Source organism: Lentzea kentuckyensis (assembly GCF_002150765.1).
In the GTDB taxonomy this organism is placed as follows: Bacteria; Actinomycetota; Actinomycetes; order Mycobacteriales; family Pseudonocardiaceae; genus Lentzea; species Lentzea kentuckyensis.
Map to the genome: position 1 here is coordinate 20,847 of NZ_MUYM01000062.1, position 18,607 is coordinate 39,453.

The window sequence follows — 18,607 nt, forward strand, 5'->3', positions numbered from 1 at the left end:
TGGAAGGGTATGGTCTAGACCATGTCGAGCGCGCGGCTGAGCGGTGTCGGTGTCAGCAGCGGCCGGGCTTCCGGCCCCGTGGTGAGGGTCGCTGAGGCCCTGCCCGAACCTCCGCTGGGTCCGCGACCCGCGGAAACGAAGATGGAGGCCTCCCGCATCCGTCCCGCGACCGAGGTCGTGGCGCAGCGCCTGATGGAGCGCGCGAAGACCGTCGAGGGCGAGGCCCGCGCCGTTCTGGAGACGACCGCGGCGATGGCCGGCGACCCGTCACTGATCAAGTCCGCCGAGAAGCTCGTCGTCGACGAGTCGCTGCCCGCCGCCCGCGCGGTGCACCAGGCGGCGCAGAAGTTCATCGCGGCACTGCAGGCGGCCGGTGGCTACATGGCCGAACGCGCCCGCGACGTCCAGGACGTCCGCGACCGCGTCGTGGCCGAACTCCTCGGCGTGCCCGCTCCCGGCGTACCGGACCTGCTCTCGCCGTCCGTGCTGGTGGCGCGTGATCTCGCGCCCGCGGACACCGCCGGCCTCGACCCGTCGAAGGTCCTCGCCCTCGTGACGGAGGAGGGCGGCCCCACCTCGCACACCGCGATCCTCGCGCGGTCGCTGGGCATCCCGGCTGTCGTCGCGTGCCGCGGCATCCTGGCGTCGGCCGCCACGGCACTTGAGGTCGACGGCGACACCGGCCAGGTCCGCGAGTCCGACGGCAAGGTCCGCGCCGCCGGCACCGGCAAGAAGGCCACGTGGAACGGCGTCGGTGTGCTGAAGGACGGCCTCCGCGTGAAGGTCCTCGGCAACGTCGGCTCCCCCGCCGACGCCGCGGCCGCCGCTGCCGCGGGCGCGGAAGGTGTCGGCCTCTTCCGCACGGAGTTCTGCTTCCTGGACGCCGCGGAGGAACCGACCGTTGCTGAGCAGACTGCTGCTTATGAGGCTGTGCTGGCGCCGTTCAAGGGCAAACCCGTTGTGGTGCGCACCCTCGACGCGGGCGCGGACAAGCCGCTGGCGTTTCTGAGCCCGGACCCCGAGCCCAACCCGGCCCTGGGCGTCCGCGGCCTGCGCGTCGCCTTCGACCGCCCGGAAGTGCTGGACCGCCAGCTCCAGGCGATCGCCGCCGCCGCTGCCTCGTCGGGCGCCGACGTCTCGGTCATGGCCCCGATGGTCGCCACCGCCGCCGAGGCCTCGTGGTTCGTGGCCCGCGCCCGCCAAGCAGGGATTTCGAGGGCCGGCGTGATGGTCGAGGTCCCGTCCGCGGCCCTGTCGGCGCGGGAGATCCTCCAGGTCGTCGACTTCATCTCCATCGGCACCAACGACCTGGCCCAGTACGTCTTCGCCGCCGACCGCCAGCTCGGCGGCGTGGCGGCGTTGAACGACCCGTGGCAGCCCGCGTTGCTGCGCCTGATCGCACAGGTCGGCGAGGCGGCGACGGCCGCGGGCAAGCCCATCGGCGTCTGTGGCGAGGCCGCGGCCGACCCGCTGCTCGCGTGCGTGCTGATCGGCATGGGCGTGACGTCGTTGTCGATGAACCACACGGCGCTGGCCGATGTCGGCGCCAAGCTCGCCACGTCCAGCATGGACATCTGCCAACTCGCGGCCCGTGGCGCGCTGGCGGCGGGTGACCCGGGGACCGCGAAGCTAGCGGCTCGCGCCCCGCACTAGTCCCAGGAACGCCGACCACGCGTCCGCCGACACCGGCAGGTGCGTGGTCGGCGCTTTGCTGTCCCGGACACCGATGCCACGACCAACTTCGACGCAGTCGTTCGAGTTGATGCTGTAGCTGCTCTTGCGCCAGACGGACATGCGGAACATCTCCTCAGATCATGATGCTGGTGATCAGCTCCTTCGAGTGTTCCGCATCCAACGCCTGCTGGTCGATCAGTTTCAGCAGGTCGGCGTAGGTGCTGAGAGATGCCTTGTCTTCGAGGAAGAGACTGGAGTTCTCGCCTTCGAGGTAGACGGCGGGCTCGAACTTCTCGTACTGGAGCTGCATGAACGAGCCCGAAACCCCGGCGTGCGCGCCTAGTGCGGTCGGCACGACCCGCACCTCGATGTAGGAACGCTGTGCCATCGCCAGGACGTGGATCAGCTGATCTTTCATCACTTCCGGCGATCCGACCGGAAGCCGCAACGCCTGTTCGTGGATGTAGAACACGAACTCCCGGCTCCAGTGGAAGAGTTCGCGGCGCGCCAGCTTGGCGGCAATCACTTCTTCGTAGTCGACCAACTTGTTGCGAACCGCCCCTTGAACGAGGCCTCGCATGTAATCCGCGGTCTGGAGGCGGCCGGGAATCAGGTTCATCGACCAGACCACGATCTTGTTGGCCAGGCGCTCCTGTTCCATGAGACTGCGCGTGGAGTGAGGGATCTGGAGATACCCGTTCTCGCGAGACTCCTTGTAGAGCCCCATCAGGTGACGGGCCTCGTCCGGCTTCACCCGGCAGAACCCGAGCAGCATGGTCAGCTCGGTCTCGCTGACGCCGCCCTTCCCCCGCACCAGGTCGGAGACTTTGGCTTCCTGCCAGCCGAGTGCTTCGGCGAGCTGGCGGTGGGTCATCCGGGTCTGCTCGATGGCGCGCCGGATGGCTTCGCCGAACTCCCGTCCCACCACGCTGGAAATTCGTCGTGGCATGGCGATGAAGCTAGGAATCCGGATCCCCTTCACTCCATCGTTTCCGCCCGAATCTCCCTGAAGGAAGTAGTTTTTGGAGCCTGTACAAGTTTTACCTTTGTGCCACTAAGTGCAGTTCATCAAGCACGATGCGAATCAACGGGTGGTCACTCGACCCTCTGCGTACGGCCGCTACAACGCGTCTGAGTGGTGGTGTTCCCGTGACTGGCACTCCGCGGATGGCGTTCCTCGGCGCCAACGCCACCCCTGCCCCCGCCGCCACCAACGCCTCGATGGCGCGGAAGTCGTCAGACGTGTGCCGGATCCGCGGCGCGAACCCTGACTGCGCACACGCCATCTCCACGACGTCCCGCAACTGGTTGCCCGGCAGCGTCACCACCCAGTCCTCGTCGGCCAGTGCCGCGAGGTCGACCGGTCCGTCCGCGAGCGCGTGCCCAGGCGGCAACACGACGTCGAAAGGCTCGGTGTAGAGCGGAAACGTGGTGAAGCGGTCCGTCGACCGATGTTCCTCGGTGATCGCCACGTCGATCTCGCCGTCCAGCAGCAGCCGCACGCTCTCGTGCCCTTCGGCATCACGCACGGACAGCTCGATCGACCGCTCTTTCAACGCCGCCAACGCAGGCGCCACCACCTGCGTGATCGCCGACGCGAACGCAGCGACCGCGACCCGTCCGGCGGTCCCGGAGGTGAGAGCGTCCAAAGTGGCCTGTGCGCGTTCCAGTTCCGCCGCAACGGCATGGGCGTGCGCGACGAGCAGCTCACCGGCCGGAGTCAGCGAGACCCTTCGTCCTTTTCGGAGCAACAGCGGATGGCCGGCCTCCGACTCCAACGCCGCGAGCTGCTGCGACACCGCTGACGGCGTGAGGTGCAGCGCGGCAGCCGCGGCCGTCACCGTGCCGTGGTCGGCGAGTGCACGCAGCACGCGGAGCCGTCGTGGGTCGATCACCCGCTCATGATGGCCGTAACCGCCATGCGACGCAGTTCCTTCGCAATGTTCAGCATCGCTCGCCGAGCGTGCCGGTCGCAGGACAGGAACGAGGCGAACCCGTGCACCAGGCCGTCGCAGCGCAGGTGGGTCACCGGCACCGCGGCGGCGCCCAGCCGGTCCGCGTACTCGGTGCCCTCGTCCCGGAGAGGGTCGAAACCAGCCGTTACCACGCAGGTTGGCGGCAGTCCGCGGAAATCGGGAGCGCGCAACGGCGAGGCGTACGGCTCAAACAACCGCTCGAGGTCCGGTGAATAACAGGAGCGGTAGTAGTCGATCGTGTCGGTCTCGATGAAGTAGCCGCGCCCGAAGAGCTGCCGCGCCGGGTGTTCCCCCAGCCCGTCCACGGCCGGGTAGAGCATCAGGTTGAAGGCCGGCTTTGTCACCGCGTCGTCGACACACCGCTGCGCCACGACGGCCGAAAGCGCCCCGCCCGCGCTGTCACCACCGACCCCCACCGCAAGGCCGGCCCCGCCGAAGCGTTCCGCGTTGGCGACGACGTGCAGGAACGCCGCGTAAGCGTCATCTACTCCGGCCGGATAGGGGTGCTCGGGGGCGAGGGCGTACTCGACGGACACGATCCGCACGCCACCATGCCGGCTGAGGAAGCGACAGATGCCGTCGTGGCTGGCCACGCTGCCGAGCACGAACCCGCCGCCGTGGAAGAACACCAGCAGCGGAAGCGGACCGGACGCACCGGGCGGGCTGTACACCCGCGCCGGAATCGGACCGCGTGCGCCGGTCACGACGGTGTCGTACACCCGCACGTCACGCGCGACACCGGCGTGCATCACCGACGACACGATGTCGTAGTCCCTGCGGACCGCCACCAGGTCGGGAACCGCCTGAGGTGCGGACCTCGGCACGAGCCGCTCCAGCGCGATCAGCAGCTGCGCCGTGGGACTGAGCTGTGCACCCTCGACGTGAACGGGCACGCCGACGATCGCGCGAATCACCCGGTCGGGCAGGCACAACGCGACCCTCGCCCCGAGGGTGGCCATGTGCAGGGCGATCCTCGGTCGTGAACTCCTGGACACGGACAGATCGTTCACCGCCCGCGCGACCAGGTGTGTCCATCTTGGAACGTTTTCGGAACGATTTCCGCGTACTTCTGATCAGGGGGACTCGTCCGCGATCGCGTCGATCAGCATTGCGTGCAGCCCGCGGTGGTCGGCCGCTGCGAGATCGTCACCCGTGCGACGCGAACATGTGCTTGGCGCTTGCCGTGATCGGCGCGGCACCGGGACCTCCCGCCCACCACCGGTCCAGTTCCGCCGGTGCTGCTTGAGCTCCATCACTCCGGCAGTGTTCAGCCGATCGGGCCGCAGTGTCCCGTCAGCGACGATGTGCGTCTCGTCGTCAATTCAGCGGGCTGACCGTGCGCTGTGAACGACCGCGCAGCACGCGGTAGCGCTCGCGGATCACCGCTCAATGATGGGGGATTCCACATTGCCGTTCACGGCGACGCCCTGGGGCAGGATCGGGTCGATGGTCGTCCGTTCCAGCAGGAGGTAGGTCTCCTCGAAGATCGGCGTGTTCACCGGTAGGCCGTGCTGGGGCGCGGTGAGGACGTTCCGCCTGACCATCGGCAGGCCGGTCTCCGGGTTGACCACCAGCTGGGTCTCGAAGCCGGTGAACTGGAACGTCGGCGGCGCGGCGATCGCCACGCCGACGCCGGAGCGGCCGTCCCGCAGCGGCACCTGGCCGAGGAATCGCACCCCGTCGAGGGTCTTGATCAGCTCGAACGCCGCACGGCGCTGGTCGTCGCGGATGTTCGCGGTCGTCATCTCCATGGCGAGCATCGCGGTCCGGTAGGTGAGGCTGTCCCGGGAACCGTTGTCCCCGCTGATGGTCTGCAGCGTCTTCCTGAGTTCCACCGGGTCCGCGGGCAGTCCGGTGAACGGGTTGGACTCCGGGGCGTCGATCCTCCGCACGCCGAGCTGCATCGGCCCGATGCGCACCGAGCTGTGTCCCCCGAGCTGAGGTGCTGTGGACGGTTTGCCCGCTGCCTCCCACCTGCTTTCGTCGTCCGGGGTGAAGGGCGCCACTTCGCCGTTCTTCTGGGTGACGTCGAACTGCCTCTCGGCGGACGCCCACCGTTCGCTCGTGGCACTGAGCAACACCGTGTACGGGTTCGCCGGCTCACCGACGACCATCAGTTCCCACTTCTGCGTCAGCACGTGCCACTGCTGAGTCGGCGCGGCCGGTTGCACGGGCGGAGCGGGGCGCGGCAGCAGCACGACTGCGAGCGCGATCACCGCGGCGGCCACCAGCACGGGGCCGAAGCGCCGCACGGAGATCCGGGTCTTGGCCGGCCGGGGCATCGCGATGATGCGCGCCAGGTCGCGTTCCATCCGATCGGGGTCGACCTCGGGAGCGGGCGGCTTGGCCTGCGCCAGGTCCTTCAAGAGGTCTTCCATGACTCCCTCGCACGGTCGAAGTTCGGTGTCGAGAGAGCGGCGCGCAACCTTCGTCGGGCGCGATGGAGACGCACGAAGAACGTCGCTGTTGTGCAGCCGAGCACCAACGCCGCCTCTGCCGCGCCCAGTCCGTGCCACGCGATGAGCGTGAGCACTTCCTGGTCGGCCTCGGACAAGGTCGCGAGGGCCGCCCGCAGCTCGATCACGGCGTAGTCGTCGTCCGCGGCGACATCGGTGAGCTCGTCGTGCCACGTCTGCCGGCGAGCGGCGCGGACGAGGTTGCGAGCGATGCCCAACAGCCACGGCAGGGCGTTCGACGGCATCTGGTCGAGTTTGCGCCAGGCGATCGTGAAGGTCTCGCTGGTGATGTCCTCGGCGAGCCGCGATCCCGCATGGCTCGCCGCGTAGGCGAGCACCCGTGGATAGCACTCGCGGTAGACAGCGGAGAAGTCCTCCACGATCGCCCCCTCCCTCTTCACGAGGTAGTGCGCCGACCGCCGGAATTCTTACCGGTGCGTGACCGGGGTCACATCTTGGCGCGGGCGGCGACGAACGCGTCGACCGCCCGGTTCACGTCCTCCGTCGTGTGCGCGGCCGACATCTGCGTGCGGATCCGCGCCTTGCCGTGCGGCACCACCGGGTACGAGAAGCCGATCACGTAGATGCCCTGGTCCAGCAGCAGGTCGGCCAGCCTGGCCGCCTCGGCCGCGTCGCCGATCATCACCGGGATGATCGGGTGCTCGCCGGGCAGCAGGTCGAAGCCCTCCTCGGTCATGCGCCGGCGGAACAGCTCCGTGTTCGAGCGCAGCTGGGTGAGCAGTTCCGAGGAACTGGAGAGCATGTCCAGCGTGGCGATCGCGGCGGCGGTGATCGACGGCGCGAGGGAGTTCGAGAACAGGTACGGGCGCGAGCGCTGGCGCAGCAGTTCGATGATCTCCGCGCGACCGGACGTGTAGCCGCCGGACGCACCGCCCAGCGCCTTGCCGAGCGTGCCGGTGACGATGTCGACGCGATCCTGCACGCCGAACAGCTCCGGGGTGCCGCGTCCGGTCGGGCCGGTGAAGCCGACCGCGTGCGAGTCGTCGACCATGACCAGCGCGTTGTAGCGCTCGGCCAGGTCGCAGATCTCGTCGAGCGGCGCGAGGTAGCCGTCCATCGAGAACACGCCGTCGGTCGCGATCAGCCGGTAGCGCGCGTCGGCGGAGTCCTTGAGCTGACGCTCGAGGTCGTCCATGTCGCGGTTCTTGTAGCGGAACCTGCGGGCCTTGGAGAGCCGGACGCCGTCGATGATCGACGCGTGGTTCAGCTCGTCGGAGATGATCGCGTCCTCGGCGCCGAGCAGCGTCTCGAACAGACCGCCGTTCGCGTCGAAGCACGAGCTGTAGAGGATGGTGTCGTCGGTGCCGAGGAACTCGCTGAGCTTGCGCTCCAGTTCCTTGTGCGGCTCCTGGGTGCCGCAGATGAACCGCACCGAGGCCATGCCGAAGCCCCAGTCGTCCAACGCCTTCTTGGCGGCTTCGATCAGCCGTGGATGGTCGGCGAGCCCGAGGTAGTTGTTGGCGCAGAAGTTGAGCACCTCGTCGCCCTGGCCGACCCGGACGGCGGCGTTCTGCGGGGTGCCGATCACGCGCTCGGACTTGTAGAGCCCGGCCTCCCTGATCTCCCCGATCGTCTTGAGGAGGTCGTTCTTCAGCTCGCCGTACATCAGGCTCCCGTCCAGTCGAGAATGACCTTGCCGCACTTGCCTTCCCGCGCGGTGGCGAAGGCCTCCGCGTGCTGCGTGTAGTCGTACCGGTGCGTGATCACCGGCGCGAGGTCGAGTCCGCGCTGCAGCAGCACGGTCATCGAGTACCAGGTCTCGAACATCTCGCGGCCGTAGATCCCCTTGATGTGCAGCATCTTCAGCACGACGCTGCTCCAGTCGACGGAGAACTGATCCGCGGGCAGCCCCAGCATCGCGATGCGACCGCCGTGCGCCATGTTCGCGATCATGCTCTGCAGCGCGACCGGCTTGCCGGACATCTCCATGCCGACGTCGAAGCCCTCGGCCATGCCGAGTTCCCGCTGGGCGTCCTCGATCGTCTTCTCGGCCACGTTCACCGCGAGGTCGACACCGACCTTGCGTGCGAGATCCAGCCGGTGCTCGGAGATGTCGGTGATCACGACGTTGCGCGCACCCGCGTGCTTCGCGACGGCCGCGGCCATGATCCCGATCGGCCCGGCGCCCGTGATGATCACGTCCTCGCCGATGACGGGGAAGCTCAGCGCGGTGTGCACGGCGTTGCCGAACGGGTCGAAGATCGCGGCCACGTCCAGGTCGACGGGCGTGCGATGCACCCAGGCGTTCTGTTCGGGCAACACGACGTACTGCGCGAACGCGCCGTTGGAGTGCACGCCCAGACCACGCGTGTTGGCGCACAAGTGCCGTCGGCCGGCCTTGCAGTTGCGGCACGTTCCACACACGAGATGGCCCTCGCCGCTGACCAGGTCGCCCACCTTCACGCCCGTGACGGACGCACCGATCTCGGCGACCTCGCCGACGAACTCGTGTCCGAGCGTGAGCGGCGCCTTGATGTTCTGCGCCGCCCAGTCGTCCCACGAGTCGATGTGCAGATCGGTGCCGCAGATGCCGGTGCGCAACACCCTGACCAGCACATCTGTCGGACCCGGCGTGGGGTCGGGGACGTCGGTCAGTTCGAGGCCAGGCCCAGCGGCGACCTTGACGAGAGCCTTCATGCGGGAAGTCTCACCCTTTGCTGCTTGTGCAGTCCATCAGGACTTTCTGAAGTTCTTGTGCAGCTCAGCTTCATTGGCGATGTTGCGCACCATGCCGCCGAACACGACGCCGTGGAACGGCCAGACGACCGCCCAGTAGAGGTGTCCGGCGAGCCCTTTGGGCACGAACACGGCGCGTTGGCGGTAAGTGGACCCGTGTCCTCCGTTGCCCGCCACTCGAAGCTCCAGCCACGCCTTGCCCGGCACCTTCATCTCGGCTCTGAGCCGGAGCAGCCTGCCGCGCTCGACCTCCTCGACCCGCCAGAAGTCGAGCGCCTCGCCGACGTTCAACCGGTGCGGATCCCTGCGGCCCCTGCGGAGTCCCACCCCGCCGACCACCCGGTCCAGCCAGCCGCGGATGGCCCAGGCCAGCGGAAACGAGTACCAGCCCCGTTCGCCGCCGATGCCCTCGACGACCTCCCACAGCCGTTCGGGAGTCGCTGCCGTGTGGCGCTCACGTTCGTCGGTGTAGACCGAACCGCCGGACCAGTCGGGGTCGGTCGGCAACGGCTCACTCGGCGCGCCGGGCGTGGAGGCACCCGACCAGCGGGTCTCCACGTCGGCGTCGCGGACCTTGGTGAGCGCGAGCTCGACCGCCTTGTCGTACCCGACGTTCTCGCCGGGCAGCAGCTCGCGGATGTCGTTCTCCCGGCACACCACCTCGTGCACCAGCGACTCGATCAGCGGTTTCGCGATCGACCGCGGCACCGGCGTGATCAGGTTGACCCAGTGCGACGACAGGCCCGGCGTCAGCACCGGCACCGGGAAGACGCGGCGCTTGGGCAGGCCGGCCACCCGCGCGTACCGCAGCATCATCTCCAGGTACGTGAGCACGTCCGGCCCGCCGATGTCGAACGTCCGGTTCTGCCGCAGCGTGGTCGCGTCGACCAGATACCGCAGCACGTCCCGGACCGCGATCGGCTGGATCCGGTTGTGCACCCACCGCGGCGTGACCATGACCGGCAACCGTTCGGTCAGGTACCGCAACATCTCGAAGCTCGCCGATCCCGACCCGATGATCACCGCGGCCTGCAGCACCACGGCCTGCGTTTCCGAGCGCAGGAACACCTCGCCGACTTCCTTGCGGGAGGCCAGGTGCGGCGACAGCGGCCCGGTCGATGGATGCAGTCCGCCCAGGTAGACGATCCTCTGCACACCCGCGCGTCCGGCGGCTCGCGCGGTGTTCTCGGCGGCCTTGCGGTCGGCGTCCGCGAAGTCCTTCGAGTGCAACGAATGCACCAGGTAGTGGACGACCTCGATGTCCCGCATGGGCTCGTCGAGGTCGCCGAGCACGTCACCTCTGACGATCTCGACCTGGCCGGCCCAGGGGACGTCGCGCAGCTTCTCCGGTGACCGCACGAGACAGCGCACCTCGTGGCCCTCGGCCAGCAGCCGGGGCACGAGCCGTCCGCCGAGGTACCCGGTCGCGCCGGTCACGAGACATCGCATGCCCCGATCCTCGGCGACCGCACGGGCAACCGCAGATCAGCGCTTCCGCTTGATCACCACGGACCCGCCGCGCACCGCGCCCTTGACCTGGAAGTGCGGTGACCCGGTCGCGTTGTGGACCTTGTCCTTCAGCTCGCCTGCGGTGATCTCCACCCCGTCGACGTTCACCGACGACCCCGCGGGCAGCACCAGCTTCACCGAGCCCAGCGACACGTCCAGGTCGACGTTGACCAGCGGCGGCACCTCGGCCTGGGTGAAGTCGAGGTTGGTGGTGCCGAGCGTGTTGCGGATGACCAGCTCGCGCGGCACGACCCAGTGACCCTTGCGGGTCGTGGTGCCCATCGTGTTCTTCAGCTCGGTGCGGGCGGTCGCGAGCTCGTTGTTGACCATGCCGGGCAGGTCGATCAGCACCGCGTTCAGGTCTGCCCTGGTCACGGCGCCGAGTGCGGTGTCCGTGCGGACGGTGAACTCGTCGAGCGTGATCATGCCGCGGCCCACCGCCTTGTTCAGCAGGCTGACGACGTGCTCACGTTCCGCATCGGACACGCGTAACTCTCTGGGGTCTGTCATTTCTCTGCCTCCGGTTCGGCGTCGAGACCGTGCTCGATGGCATAACGCGCCAACTCCACCCGGTTGTGCAGTTGAAGTTTCCGCAATGTCGACTGGACGTGGTTTTCGACCGTGCGGTGGGAGATCACCAGGCGGTTCGCGATCTGTCGTGCGGTCAGGCCCTTGGCCACCAGCCGCAGCACCTCGGTCTCCCGATCGGTGAGTTGCGGCTTCTCCTCCGAGTCGTCGGGCGCGGCGGCCATCCGCCGGTACTCGCCCAGCACCAGGCCCGCGAGGCCGGCGGTGAACACGGCGTCGCCGGCGGCGGTCCGGGACACGGCCTCGACCAGTTCCTCGGAGGACGCGGACTTCACCAGGTAGCCGGACGCGCCCGCCTTCACGGCCTGCAGCACGTCGTCGTGCTCGCCGGACGCGGACAGCACCAGCACGCGGGTGTCCGGCAGTTCGCTGGTGATCATCAGGGTCGCGTCGACGCCGGAGAGCTCGCCGAGGTTGAGGTCCATCAGCACCACGTTGGGCCGCACGGCCTTCGCGATGCGCACCGCCGACGCGGCGTCACCGGCGGTCGCCACGATCTCGAAGCCGCGCTCCTGCAGATCGCGCGCGACGCCTTCGCGCCACATCGGGTGGTCGTCCACGACCATCACCGAGACCGTCATCTTGCCGCCCCCTTCCTGAACACCCGAACCTCCCACTCCGTGCCCTCCCCCGGCCCGGTCTGGAGCTCGAGCGTGCCACCCAGCGATTCCACCCGGCCCTTGATCGACTTCTCGATCCCCATCCTGCCCTCCGCCGCGGCGGAGGCGATGCGGCCGTCCGGGATGCCCGGTCCATCGTCCCGGACACTCAACACGATCTCTTCCCCGAGGTCCTCCAGCAGTACCCACGCCCGCGCGTCGTCACCGGCGTGCTTGTCCACGTTGGACAGTGCCTCGCGGACGAGCGACGTGAGTTCGCCCGCCGCTCCGGCCGCGAACATCACCTGGGTGGCGGGGGTGGACACCTGGATCCTGGGGGTGGCGAGGAGCTGCAGGCCGGGGCGCAGGTCGATCTCGCCGTCCACAGTGGAATCGGTGGGCGCGGCGGCTACCAAATTCCGCAGCGCCACCTCCTGCTCACCCGCGAGCTTGGCCAGTTCGGCGGCTTCACCACCGACTTCGAGGCCGCGTTTGCGCACGCGGGCGAGGACCTGCAGCACGCTGTCGTGGATGGAACGGGCCAGCCGTTCGCGTTCCGCCGTCGCCGCTTCCGCGCGCAACGCCTGGGCGAGCAGGACCGCCGAACGTCGTGCGGTGGCCGAGGCCATGCCGACGACCATGCCCGCGCCGGCCAGCAGCACGACGTCGCGCAGCAGGTCGAGACTCGGCACGCCCTTCGACAGGTAGGTGAAGAGGCCGACCGTCAGCCCGCCGCCGAATCCGGCCGCCGCACCGCCGAGTGCGCCCAGCGCGACCGCCGGAACGCACGCCCAGATCGTGGTGATCAGCGGGACGTTCAGGGTCAGCAGCTGGTGGTCGGACATGATCAACGGCGACAGCGACATGAGCCCGCAGGTCAGCGCCAGGTCGATCAGCACGAACGGCCAGCGCCTGCCCCACGTCGTGCTGTAGGCGCGGCTGGTGAAAACGGACCACAGCGCCATCACCCCGAGCGTCGTCCACGCGAGCCACGGCCGAACGTAACCGGATTGGTTCGCGATCACGTTCGCCGCCGCGAAGAGGAATGTGACTATGCGTAGCGCGATCGCCCCGCGCCACAGCGGTGTGGCCGGGTCGTCGATCGCCTTCGTCACACGTTCGGCAGGCAGTTTGCGCACGCTGTGCTCCTTTCGGACACCATCCTGCCGCGTGAACGTGCGCTGGCTAACCCCCAGGTGGCCGTCTTCTGCCGAACGGAGGAATGTGCGACGCTCTCCGGGTTCAGGTGGGGAGGGCATACAGGTGCGCGACTGGCCGGTGTGGACACTGCGGCGGCCCGCGCTCTGCTACTGGCTGTTCATCGACCTCCTCGCCCTGGCCACGGTCGTCGGCGTGGTGATCTGCACGCCCACCCCGTCACCCTCCGAGATCGGCAGGTTCGCGGCCATCGCGGGCACCGCGGGCGCGGTGATCATCGGCAGCTCCATCTACAGCCACCGTCTCGGCGAGACCGAGCGCAATCCGTGGGCGGCGCACCTCTCCTATCTGACGGCCGGCATCCTCGCCCTGCCGCCGAACCTCATGGTCCTGCTGCTCTTCGGCCCGGCCCTGCACTGCCTGCTGGAGCAACGCCCCGAGACGCACCGCTGGCTGTTCACGCTGAGCGCCACGTCGCTGGCCGTCTTCGCCACCCGCTACCTGCTCGGCTGGGCGAGCCCGCACGCCAACCTCCTGATGATGGTGGGCGGTGCGGCCGTGCTGCTGGCCCTGCGCGCGGCGCTGATCGCGTTCGGGCTGAAGCTCCGCACCCCGTCCGCGTCCTTCGAGGAGAACGTCGGCGAACCCATCGACGTGGTCCTGGGCATCGTCGCGGTGTCCATCGGCGGCCTCATGGGTTGCGTGGCCGAGTCGAACGCCATCCACGCCCTGATCGCCGGCCCGCCCCTGGCCCTGCTGGAACGAGCGGCCCAGCTCCCGCAGTGGCGCCGCTCGGCCCAGCGCGACGCCAAGACCGGCCTGGCCAACGCCGTGCACTGGGACAGCCGGGCTCGCTACGAACTGACCAAGGGCGCCGTCCGCACCCGTCCAATGGCCGTGATGCTCATGGACCTCGACCACTTCAAGCGGGTCAACGACGAGGTGGGCCACCTGGCGGGCGACGCCGCGCTGGCCGCGATCTCGCTGTTGCTGCGCGGCACCGTTCGGCGGGGCGATCTCGTCGGCCGGTTCGGCGGCGAGGAGTTCGTGGTGCTGCTGCCCGAGGCCACGCCCGACGAGGCCGAGTCGGTGGCCGAACGGGTGCGCACGGCCGTGGCCGCGCTTCGGGTGCCGACTATGGCCACCGACGGGAAACCCCACGAGCTGCACGGGCTGACGGTGTCGATCGGCGTGTCGACCACGACCCGGTTCGGCTACGAACTGCCGGACCTGCTGGTGGCGGCCGACGCTGCGCTGCTGGCAGCGAAGGCGTACGGCCGCAACCTCGTGTCGATGGCCTAGTGCCGCGGCCGGCAACCTTCGCCGCGTCTTCGACGCTCAGCAGGGTGCCTCGCGGCACCGACCCCACTCCCACAGCCAACCAGGATGAGGAAGTGGGGCCGGCACCGCGATGCACCCGTCTGACCGCCGAAGACGGGGCAAAGGTTGCCAGCCGAGGCACTAGAGCTCCTTCACCCGCTCGCTCTTGTCGTCCTTCGGCGCCGTGTCCTGCGGTTCGAGCACGTCCACCTTCTCCGGCTTCTGCTCGGCGTCCGCGTCCGACACCAGCGACCGGATCCCGGAGTTCAGCACCGCGAGCAACGGCACCGCGAGCAACGCCCCGGCGATGCCGCCCACGACCAACCCGCAGGCGATCGCCAGCACCACGGCCAGCGGGTGCAGCTTGACCGCACGACCCAGCAACAGAGGCTGCAGCACGTGCGACTCCAGCTGCATCACGCCGATGAGCACGGCGAGAACGACCAACGCAGCGATCGGCCCGTTGGTCACCAACGCGATCAACACCGCCACCGCGCCCGTGAACACCGCACCGACGATCGGGATGAACGCACCGAGGAACACCAACGCCGACAGCGGCACGACCAGAGGCACGCCGATGATCGCCAGGCCGATACCGACACCCACGGCGTCCACGACAGCAACAGCCGCCGTCGCGCGCACATAAGAAACGAGAGAGCCGAACCCGCGACGGCCGGCCACGTCGACACGCTGACGCACGTCGCACGGCACCACACGGATCACGAACCGCCAGATCCCGTCACCGTCGTGCAAGAAGAAGATGAGGGTGAACAGCGCCAGCAGCAGTCCGGTCAGCACCTCGCCCAGGGTCGCCGCGGTGGTCAGCGCGCCGGACGTGATCTCGGCCTGGTTCTCCTTGATCGTCTTCACGATCTCGTTGAGGTAGTTCTGCAGCTGCTGGTCGGACAGGTGGGCCGGCCCGTCCTTCAGCCACTGCTGGATCGTGTCGAGCGAGGCCGCCACCTGCGTCTGCAGTTCGGGCAGGCCGCGGGAGAACTCGCTGATCACGAACGTCAGCACGCCGCCCAGCACGCCGATGCCGATGATCATCATCACGGTCGTCGCCACGCCGCGCGGCACCCGCCACTCCACGAGCTTCGCCACGCCGGGCGAGAGCAGGGCGGCCAGCAACAGCGCGATTGCGACGGGGATCACGATCGAGGCGAGGAAGCCGAACACGTACGCGACCACGTACAACGCGGCCACCACAACGACGAAGCGCCAGCTCAGGGCAGCACTTACCCGTAGCAGCAGCGGAACACGACTGCTGATCTCCGACTCCGGTGCGCTCACGTACCTCACGTTAACTGTTCGGGCCCTGGCCAACGCGGAACCTGATGGGATGATCCGTTCGTCAGGGGAGGACGAAAGTGATCAAGCCGGAAGACTTGACCGATGTCGAACGCCAGGTAGCAGGAGCCTATGCGGGTGGCACCGAGATCGACCTGACCGGACAGAGCGTGCGCGGCGAGGTGCTCACCGGGTTGCTGACCGGCATGTACCGGGTGCCGCGCAAGGGATTGCCCGCTCTGCGACTGCGAAACGCGCGAATCACCGGCAAGTTCGAGCTGGAGGGCACCCGCGTCACGCGGGTCATCGACCTCACCCACTGCACCTTCGAGGAATCACTCGATCTGCGCATGGCCCGGCTCATCGGGCTGAGGCTGCGCGGCACCCGCGTCCCCGGTCTGCAGGGCCGCAACCTCCGAGTGTTCAGCGACCTGGTCCTCGAAGCCGGCTTCACCTGCACCGGCATCGTCGACCTCACCGACGCGGCGGTCGACGGAACGCTCCGGCTCGCCGGCGCGGTCCTCCGCTCCAACAGCGAACACGCGTTCCTCGGCGCCCGCCTGCGCGTCAGCGGATCCGTCCAGGCCATCGCGATGCGGGCCAACGGCGAGGTCCGGCTCCGGGGCGCGGTGATCGGCGGCAGCGTCCACCTCGGTGGCGCGCGGCTGATCAACACCGGCCGGGACGCGTTGGAGGCGTCCGGCATCGTCGTCTCGGGCAACGTCTTCTGCAACGCCGAGGGCGGCCGCTTCACCGCGGACGGCCGGGTCTTACTCGACGGCGCGCGGGTCGGCGGGAACCTCGAGTTCACCGGCGCCCGCCTCAACTCCACCCACCAGGTCGACAACCAGGTGCTGGTGCTGCCGCACGGGCTGGCCGACGAGGCGGCGACGCTGGTGGCCGACCGCATCCGGGTCGAGGGCAACGTCGAGCTCGACAACGGCTTCACCTCCACCGGCACGGTCCGGCTGCCGAACGCGATCGTCGGCGGCTACCTGCGGTTGTCCGGTGCCGTGATCGGGCCGCGTGAGGTCGCCGAAGAGCTCGCCGGTGACGTCACCAACCGGATCCCGGTCGCCCTCCACGCGGACGGCATGCAGGTCAGGGGTGACGTCGAGGCCCGCAGCGCGGCGAACAACAGCGGCACGCGCACTCCGCCGTTGCAGACCTACGGCCAGGTCCGGCTGTCGAACGCGCAGATCCAGGGCAGCGCCAGCATGTCCGGCGTCTCGCTGCACGGGCCCGGCATCGACGTCCTGTTCGCCGACCGCCTGCAGATCGGCGGCACGCTCTTCCTGCGCGAGCTCAGGGCCAAGGGCTCGATCCGGCTGCAGAACGCGAACATCGGCTCCACCCTCGACATGTCCGGCGCCGAACTGACGTTGCCGCGGCTGCGCCCCAACGGCACGCAGAAGCCGTCGCTCGACGCCCGCGCCATCACGATCGGCAAGGACCTCCTGTGCAGCCGCGGGTTCACCGCGGTCGGCGGCGTGCGGCTCCGGCTGGGCGAGGTGGGCAAGATGGCGACGTTCAGCGACTCGCACCTCGGCTCGACCTCCGCCGACATCGCGCTCAACGCCTACGGCCTCACCGTGCACCAGTTCCGGTTGCACATCCCCGCGGGCCAGCAGCCCAAGGGCAAGGTCGTGCTGAGCAGGCTGAAGGCGGTGTCGGTCACCGACGGCCCCGGTCTGTGGGACGCGGAGGGCGGCGTCGCCGTCGACGACTTCGAGTTCGCCGGCATCACCGCCGATCCCGAGGTGCGGGTCGAGACCCGGCTGCAGTGGTTGCTGAAGGTGCAGCCGGACTTCGCGCCAGGACCGTACGAACAGCTCGCCGCCGTCTACCAGCAGGGCGGTGAGGAGGAGCTCGCGCAGAAGGTCCAGCTGGAGAAGCAACGCCGCCGCTACTCCGAGCTCGGCTGGGCCGGGCGGGTCTGGGGCGCGGTGCAGCGGTGGACGGTCGGGTACGGCTACCGGCCGTGGCTCGCGATCTGCTGGCTCGGCGTGTTCTGGCTCGGCGGAGCGCTGTGGTTCCAGTGGCACCCGATGGTCAAGCTCAACAAGGACGAGGACCCGGTGTGGAACGCCTGGCTGCTGTCCCTCGACCTGTTGCTGCCGATCATCGACTTCGGCCACGACGGGAAGTGGCAGTTCACGGGCGCGTCACAGTGGATCTCCGGGCTGCTCGTCGCCGTCGGGTGGGTGCTCGCGTCGACTGCGGCGGCAGGCGCGGCACGCGTGCTCAAGAGAGTTTGATCTTGACCGGCAGACTGACGCGGTCGTTCACACGATGTAGTTAACCGTGCGCTCTGAGCGTGCATTCGGGGCAGTGGGACTGGCAGAGTCGCCGACGTCGACTTGATCACTTGATCGTCGGCGAATCCCTTGAGTGCCACCGAGTAGCGAGGTTTCCTGCGTTGTTCTCCGCCGATCTGCGAGCGAAGACGGGAGCGAACGGCATCCGCCGGTTCGCCACCCGAGCGCTGCTCGCTGTCGGCGGTGCGATCGCGGGAACGGCCGTTGCCTGGGCGCTCACCACGTCTGCCGCGAACGCCGCGGAGACGGTGCCTGCCGCGGACGTGCAGCAGTTCGACGTCGTCAGCAAGATCGTCGCCAAGTCGGACGAGAAGCTGCCGGTCGTCCCCGCTGCCACTGCGGTGCACAAGATCGACGAAACGTTGCGGACCGAGCAGCAGAAGGCTCGCGCCGCTCTTCCGGACGTGCAGGTTCAGCAGGCGGTCGCACAGATCGCCGAGCGGATCCTGCCGCAGGTCACCAGGATCGGTCAGTCCCAGGCGCCCGCCACCGAGCGGTCCATGGACGTGATCTTCCCGGAGACCCCGGCTGTCACCGAGGCGGCTCAGCCTGCCCCGGTGGTCTCGCAGTTCACCGGCCCGTCCGGTGCCTCGTGGACGGACCTGTTGGAGCACGACGACTTCGTCGTGCCCTCCGAGCAGCGTCCTTCCCTGCCCAGCAACCCGATGCCGAAGCTGCCCGTCCCGGCCCCCGCGCCGGTGCAGTGCTCTTCGTGCAACGACGGTTCTGGTTCTGCCAAGGGCGGCACGATCGCTGCCCTCGCTGCGTCCGGCAATGCTCACGGCATCTCGGAGACGAGCGCTCTCGCGCCGTCCACCGACGAGGTGACCGTGACGCCGGGCAAGCAGCCCGGTATCAACCCCGACTGATTCCAGCGCGCGGTTCGCGACAGCCCTCTCCCCCGGCTGTCCGGAAATCGACCGTCGCGCTTTTTTCTTGCGCTCCTTCAGGTCGATCACCGCGTGCGACTCCCCCGGTGATGGCGCGCCTTCCCCTGCGCGCCCGGCCCCACCCCCATGAAC

General features: G+C 68.8%; 17 protein-coding genes. 4 read left to right on the forward strand and 13 right to left on the reverse strand.

Annotated elements, in window-relative coordinates:
• The first annotated feature begins 21 nt into the window (after positions 1-21).
• A complete protein-coding gene (gene ptsP / locus B0F77_RS27735; RefSeq protein ID WP_086665936.1) occupies positions 22-1,653 on the forward strand; it encodes a phosphoenolpyruvate--protein phosphotransferase in 1,632 nt (543 codons plus the stop codon).
• Here ptsP and B0F77_RS27740 read toward each other — a convergent pair.
• From B0F77_RS27740 to macS, 12 genes are all read right to left on the reverse strand, one after another.
• Complete coding sequence (locus B0F77_RS27740) at positions 1,630-1,794, reverse strand: DUF397 domain-containing protein (protein ID WP_232837383.1); 165 nt, start codon at positions 1,792-1,794, stop codon at positions 1,630-1,632. The two genes, ptsP and B0F77_RS27740, sit on opposite strands and share 24 nt — an antisense overlap.
• Before the next feature lie 13 nt (positions 1,795-1,807).
• Positions 1,808-2,656, reverse strand: coding sequence for a helix-turn-helix domain-containing protein (locus B0F77_RS27745; protein WP_143466932.1), 849 nt, complete (start codon positions 2,654-2,656; stop codon positions 1,808-1,810).
• A 58-nt stretch (positions 2,657-2,714) separates the two neighbouring features.
• Positions 2,715-3,569, reverse strand: a complete 855-nt coding sequence (locus tag B0F77_RS27750; RefSeq protein ID WP_086665939.1) for a LysR family transcriptional regulator — start codon at positions 3,567-3,569, stop codon at positions 2,715-2,717.
• Entirely contained in the window at positions 3,566-4,609 is a 1,044-nt protein-coding gene (locus B0F77_RS27755) for an alpha/beta hydrolase (protein WP_086665940.1), read from the reverse strand. The genes B0F77_RS27750 and B0F77_RS27755 overlap by 4 nt, the downstream gene beginning before the upstream one ends.
• 420 nt (positions 4,610-5,029) lie before the next feature.
• Positions 5,030-6,028 (reverse strand): hypothetical protein, encoded by a 999-nt coding sequence (locus B0F77_RS27760; RefSeq protein ID WP_143466933.1) that lies wholly within the window; start codon positions 6,026-6,028, stop codon positions 5,030-5,032.
• The gene (locus B0F77_RS27765; protein WP_211294057.1) at positions 6,013-6,507 is read right to left on the reverse strand and encodes an RNA polymerase sigma factor; all 495 of its coding nucleotides are present in this window, start codon (positions 6,505-6,507) and stop codon (positions 6,013-6,015) included. The genes B0F77_RS27760 and B0F77_RS27765 overlap by 16 nt, the downstream gene beginning before the upstream one ends.
• Positions 6,508-6,554: 47 nt before the next feature.
• Positions 6,555-7,733, reverse strand: a complete 1,179-nt coding sequence (locus B0F77_RS27770) for a glycine C-acetyltransferase (RefSeq protein ID WP_086665942.1) — start codon at positions 7,731-7,733, stop codon at positions 6,555-6,557.
• On the reverse strand, positions 7,733-8,764 hold the full coding sequence (gene tdh, locus B0F77_RS27775; protein ID WP_086665943.1) for an L-threonine 3-dehydrogenase: 1,032 nt from the start codon (positions 8,762-8,764) through the stop codon (positions 7,733-7,735). Before tdh ends, B0F77_RS27770 begins: the two co-directional genes overlap by 1 nt.
• A 36-nt stretch (positions 8,765-8,800) precedes the next feature.
• A complete protein-coding gene (locus B0F77_RS27780; protein WP_086665944.1) occupies positions 8,801-10,252 on the reverse strand; it encodes an SDR family oxidoreductase in 1,452 nt (483 codons plus the stop codon).
• Between the two features lie 36 nt (positions 10,253-10,288).
• On the reverse strand, positions 10,289-10,798 hold the full coding sequence (locus B0F77_RS27785) for a DUF1707 SHOCT-like domain-containing protein (RefSeq protein ID WP_245848721.1): 510 nt from the start codon (positions 10,796-10,798) through the stop codon (positions 10,289-10,291).
• Positions 10,799-10,818: 20 nt separating this feature from the next.
• Positions 10,819-11,481 (reverse strand): response regulator, encoded by a 663-nt coding sequence (locus B0F77_RS27790; RefSeq protein ID WP_086665946.1) that lies wholly within the window; start codon positions 11,479-11,481, stop codon positions 10,819-10,821.
• Entirely contained in the window at positions 11,478-12,638 is a 1,161-nt protein-coding gene (macS, locus tag B0F77_RS27795) for a MacS family sensor histidine kinase (RefSeq protein WP_245848722.1), read from the reverse strand. Before macS ends, B0F77_RS27790 begins: the two co-directional genes overlap by 4 nt.
• Positions 12,639-12,762: 124 nt before the next feature.
• Between macS and B0F77_RS27800 the strand changes: the two genes are divergently transcribed.
• Positions 12,763-13,959, forward strand: coding sequence for a GGDEF domain-containing protein (locus B0F77_RS27800; RefSeq protein WP_086665948.1), 1,197 nt, complete (start codon positions 12,763-12,765; stop codon positions 13,957-13,959).
• Between the two features lie 159 nt (positions 13,960-14,118).
• Here the strand turns inward: B0F77_RS27800 and B0F77_RS27805 are convergent, their stop codons facing one another.
• Positions 14,119-15,270, reverse strand: coding sequence for an AI-2E family transporter (locus B0F77_RS27805; RefSeq protein WP_086665949.1), 1,152 nt, complete (start codon positions 15,268-15,270; stop codon positions 14,119-14,121).
• Positions 15,271-15,347: 77 nt separating this feature from the next.
• Here B0F77_RS27805 and B0F77_RS27810 point away from each other — a divergent pair, with 77 nt between their 5' ends.
• Both B0F77_RS27810 and B0F77_RS27815 read left to right on the forward strand, forming a co-directional pair.
• Positions 15,348-17,525, forward strand: a complete 2,178-nt coding sequence (locus tag B0F77_RS27810; protein ID WP_245848724.1) for a translocation/assembly module TamB domain-containing protein — start codon at positions 15,348-15,350, stop codon at positions 17,523-17,525.
• Positions 17,526-17,686: 161 nt separating this feature from the next.
• Positions 17,687-18,454: a hypothetical protein gene (locus B0F77_RS27815; protein WP_086665950.1), complete on the forward strand. Its 768-nt coding sequence runs from the start codon at positions 17,687-17,689 to the stop codon at positions 18,452-18,454.
• Positions 18,455-18,607 lie beyond the last annotated feature (153 nt).

What these genes read in the sequence shown, in the direction of transcription:
- B0F77_RS27790 (WP_086665946.1), bottom strand. Translation starts at nt 11,481, where the DNA reads ATGACGGTCTCGGTGATGGTCGTGGACGACCACCCGATGTGGCGCGAA.
- tdh (WP_086665943.1), bottom strand. Translation starts at nt 8,764, where the DNA reads ATGAAGGCTCTCGTCAAGGTCGCCGCTGGGCCTGGCCTCGAACTGACC.
- B0F77_RS27770 (WP_086665942.1), bottom strand. Translation starts at nt 7,733, where the DNA reads ATGTACGGCGAGCTGAAGAACGACCTCCTCAAGACGATCGGGGAGATC.
- B0F77_RS27740 (WP_232837383.1), bottom strand. Translation starts at nt 1,794, where the DNA reads ATGTCCGTCTGGCGCAAGAGCAGCTACAGCATCAACTCGAACGACTGC.
- ptsP (WP_086665936.1), top strand. Translation starts at nt 22, where the DNA reads ATGTCGAGCGCGCGGCTGAGCGGTGTCGGTGTCAGCAGCGGCCGGGCT.
- B0F77_RS27760 (WP_143466933.1), bottom strand. Translation starts at nt 6,028, where the DNA reads ATGGAAGACCTCTTGAAGGACCTGGCGCAGGCCAAGCCGCCCGCTCCC.
- B0F77_RS27755 (WP_086665940.1), bottom strand. Translation starts at nt 4,609, where the DNA reads ATGGCCACCCTCGGGGCGAGGGTCGCGTTGTGCCTGCCCGACCGGGTG.
- B0F77_RS27780 (WP_086665944.1), bottom strand. Translation starts at nt 10,252, where the DNA reads ATGCGATGTCTCGTGACCGGCGCGACCGGGTACCTCGGCGGACGGCTC.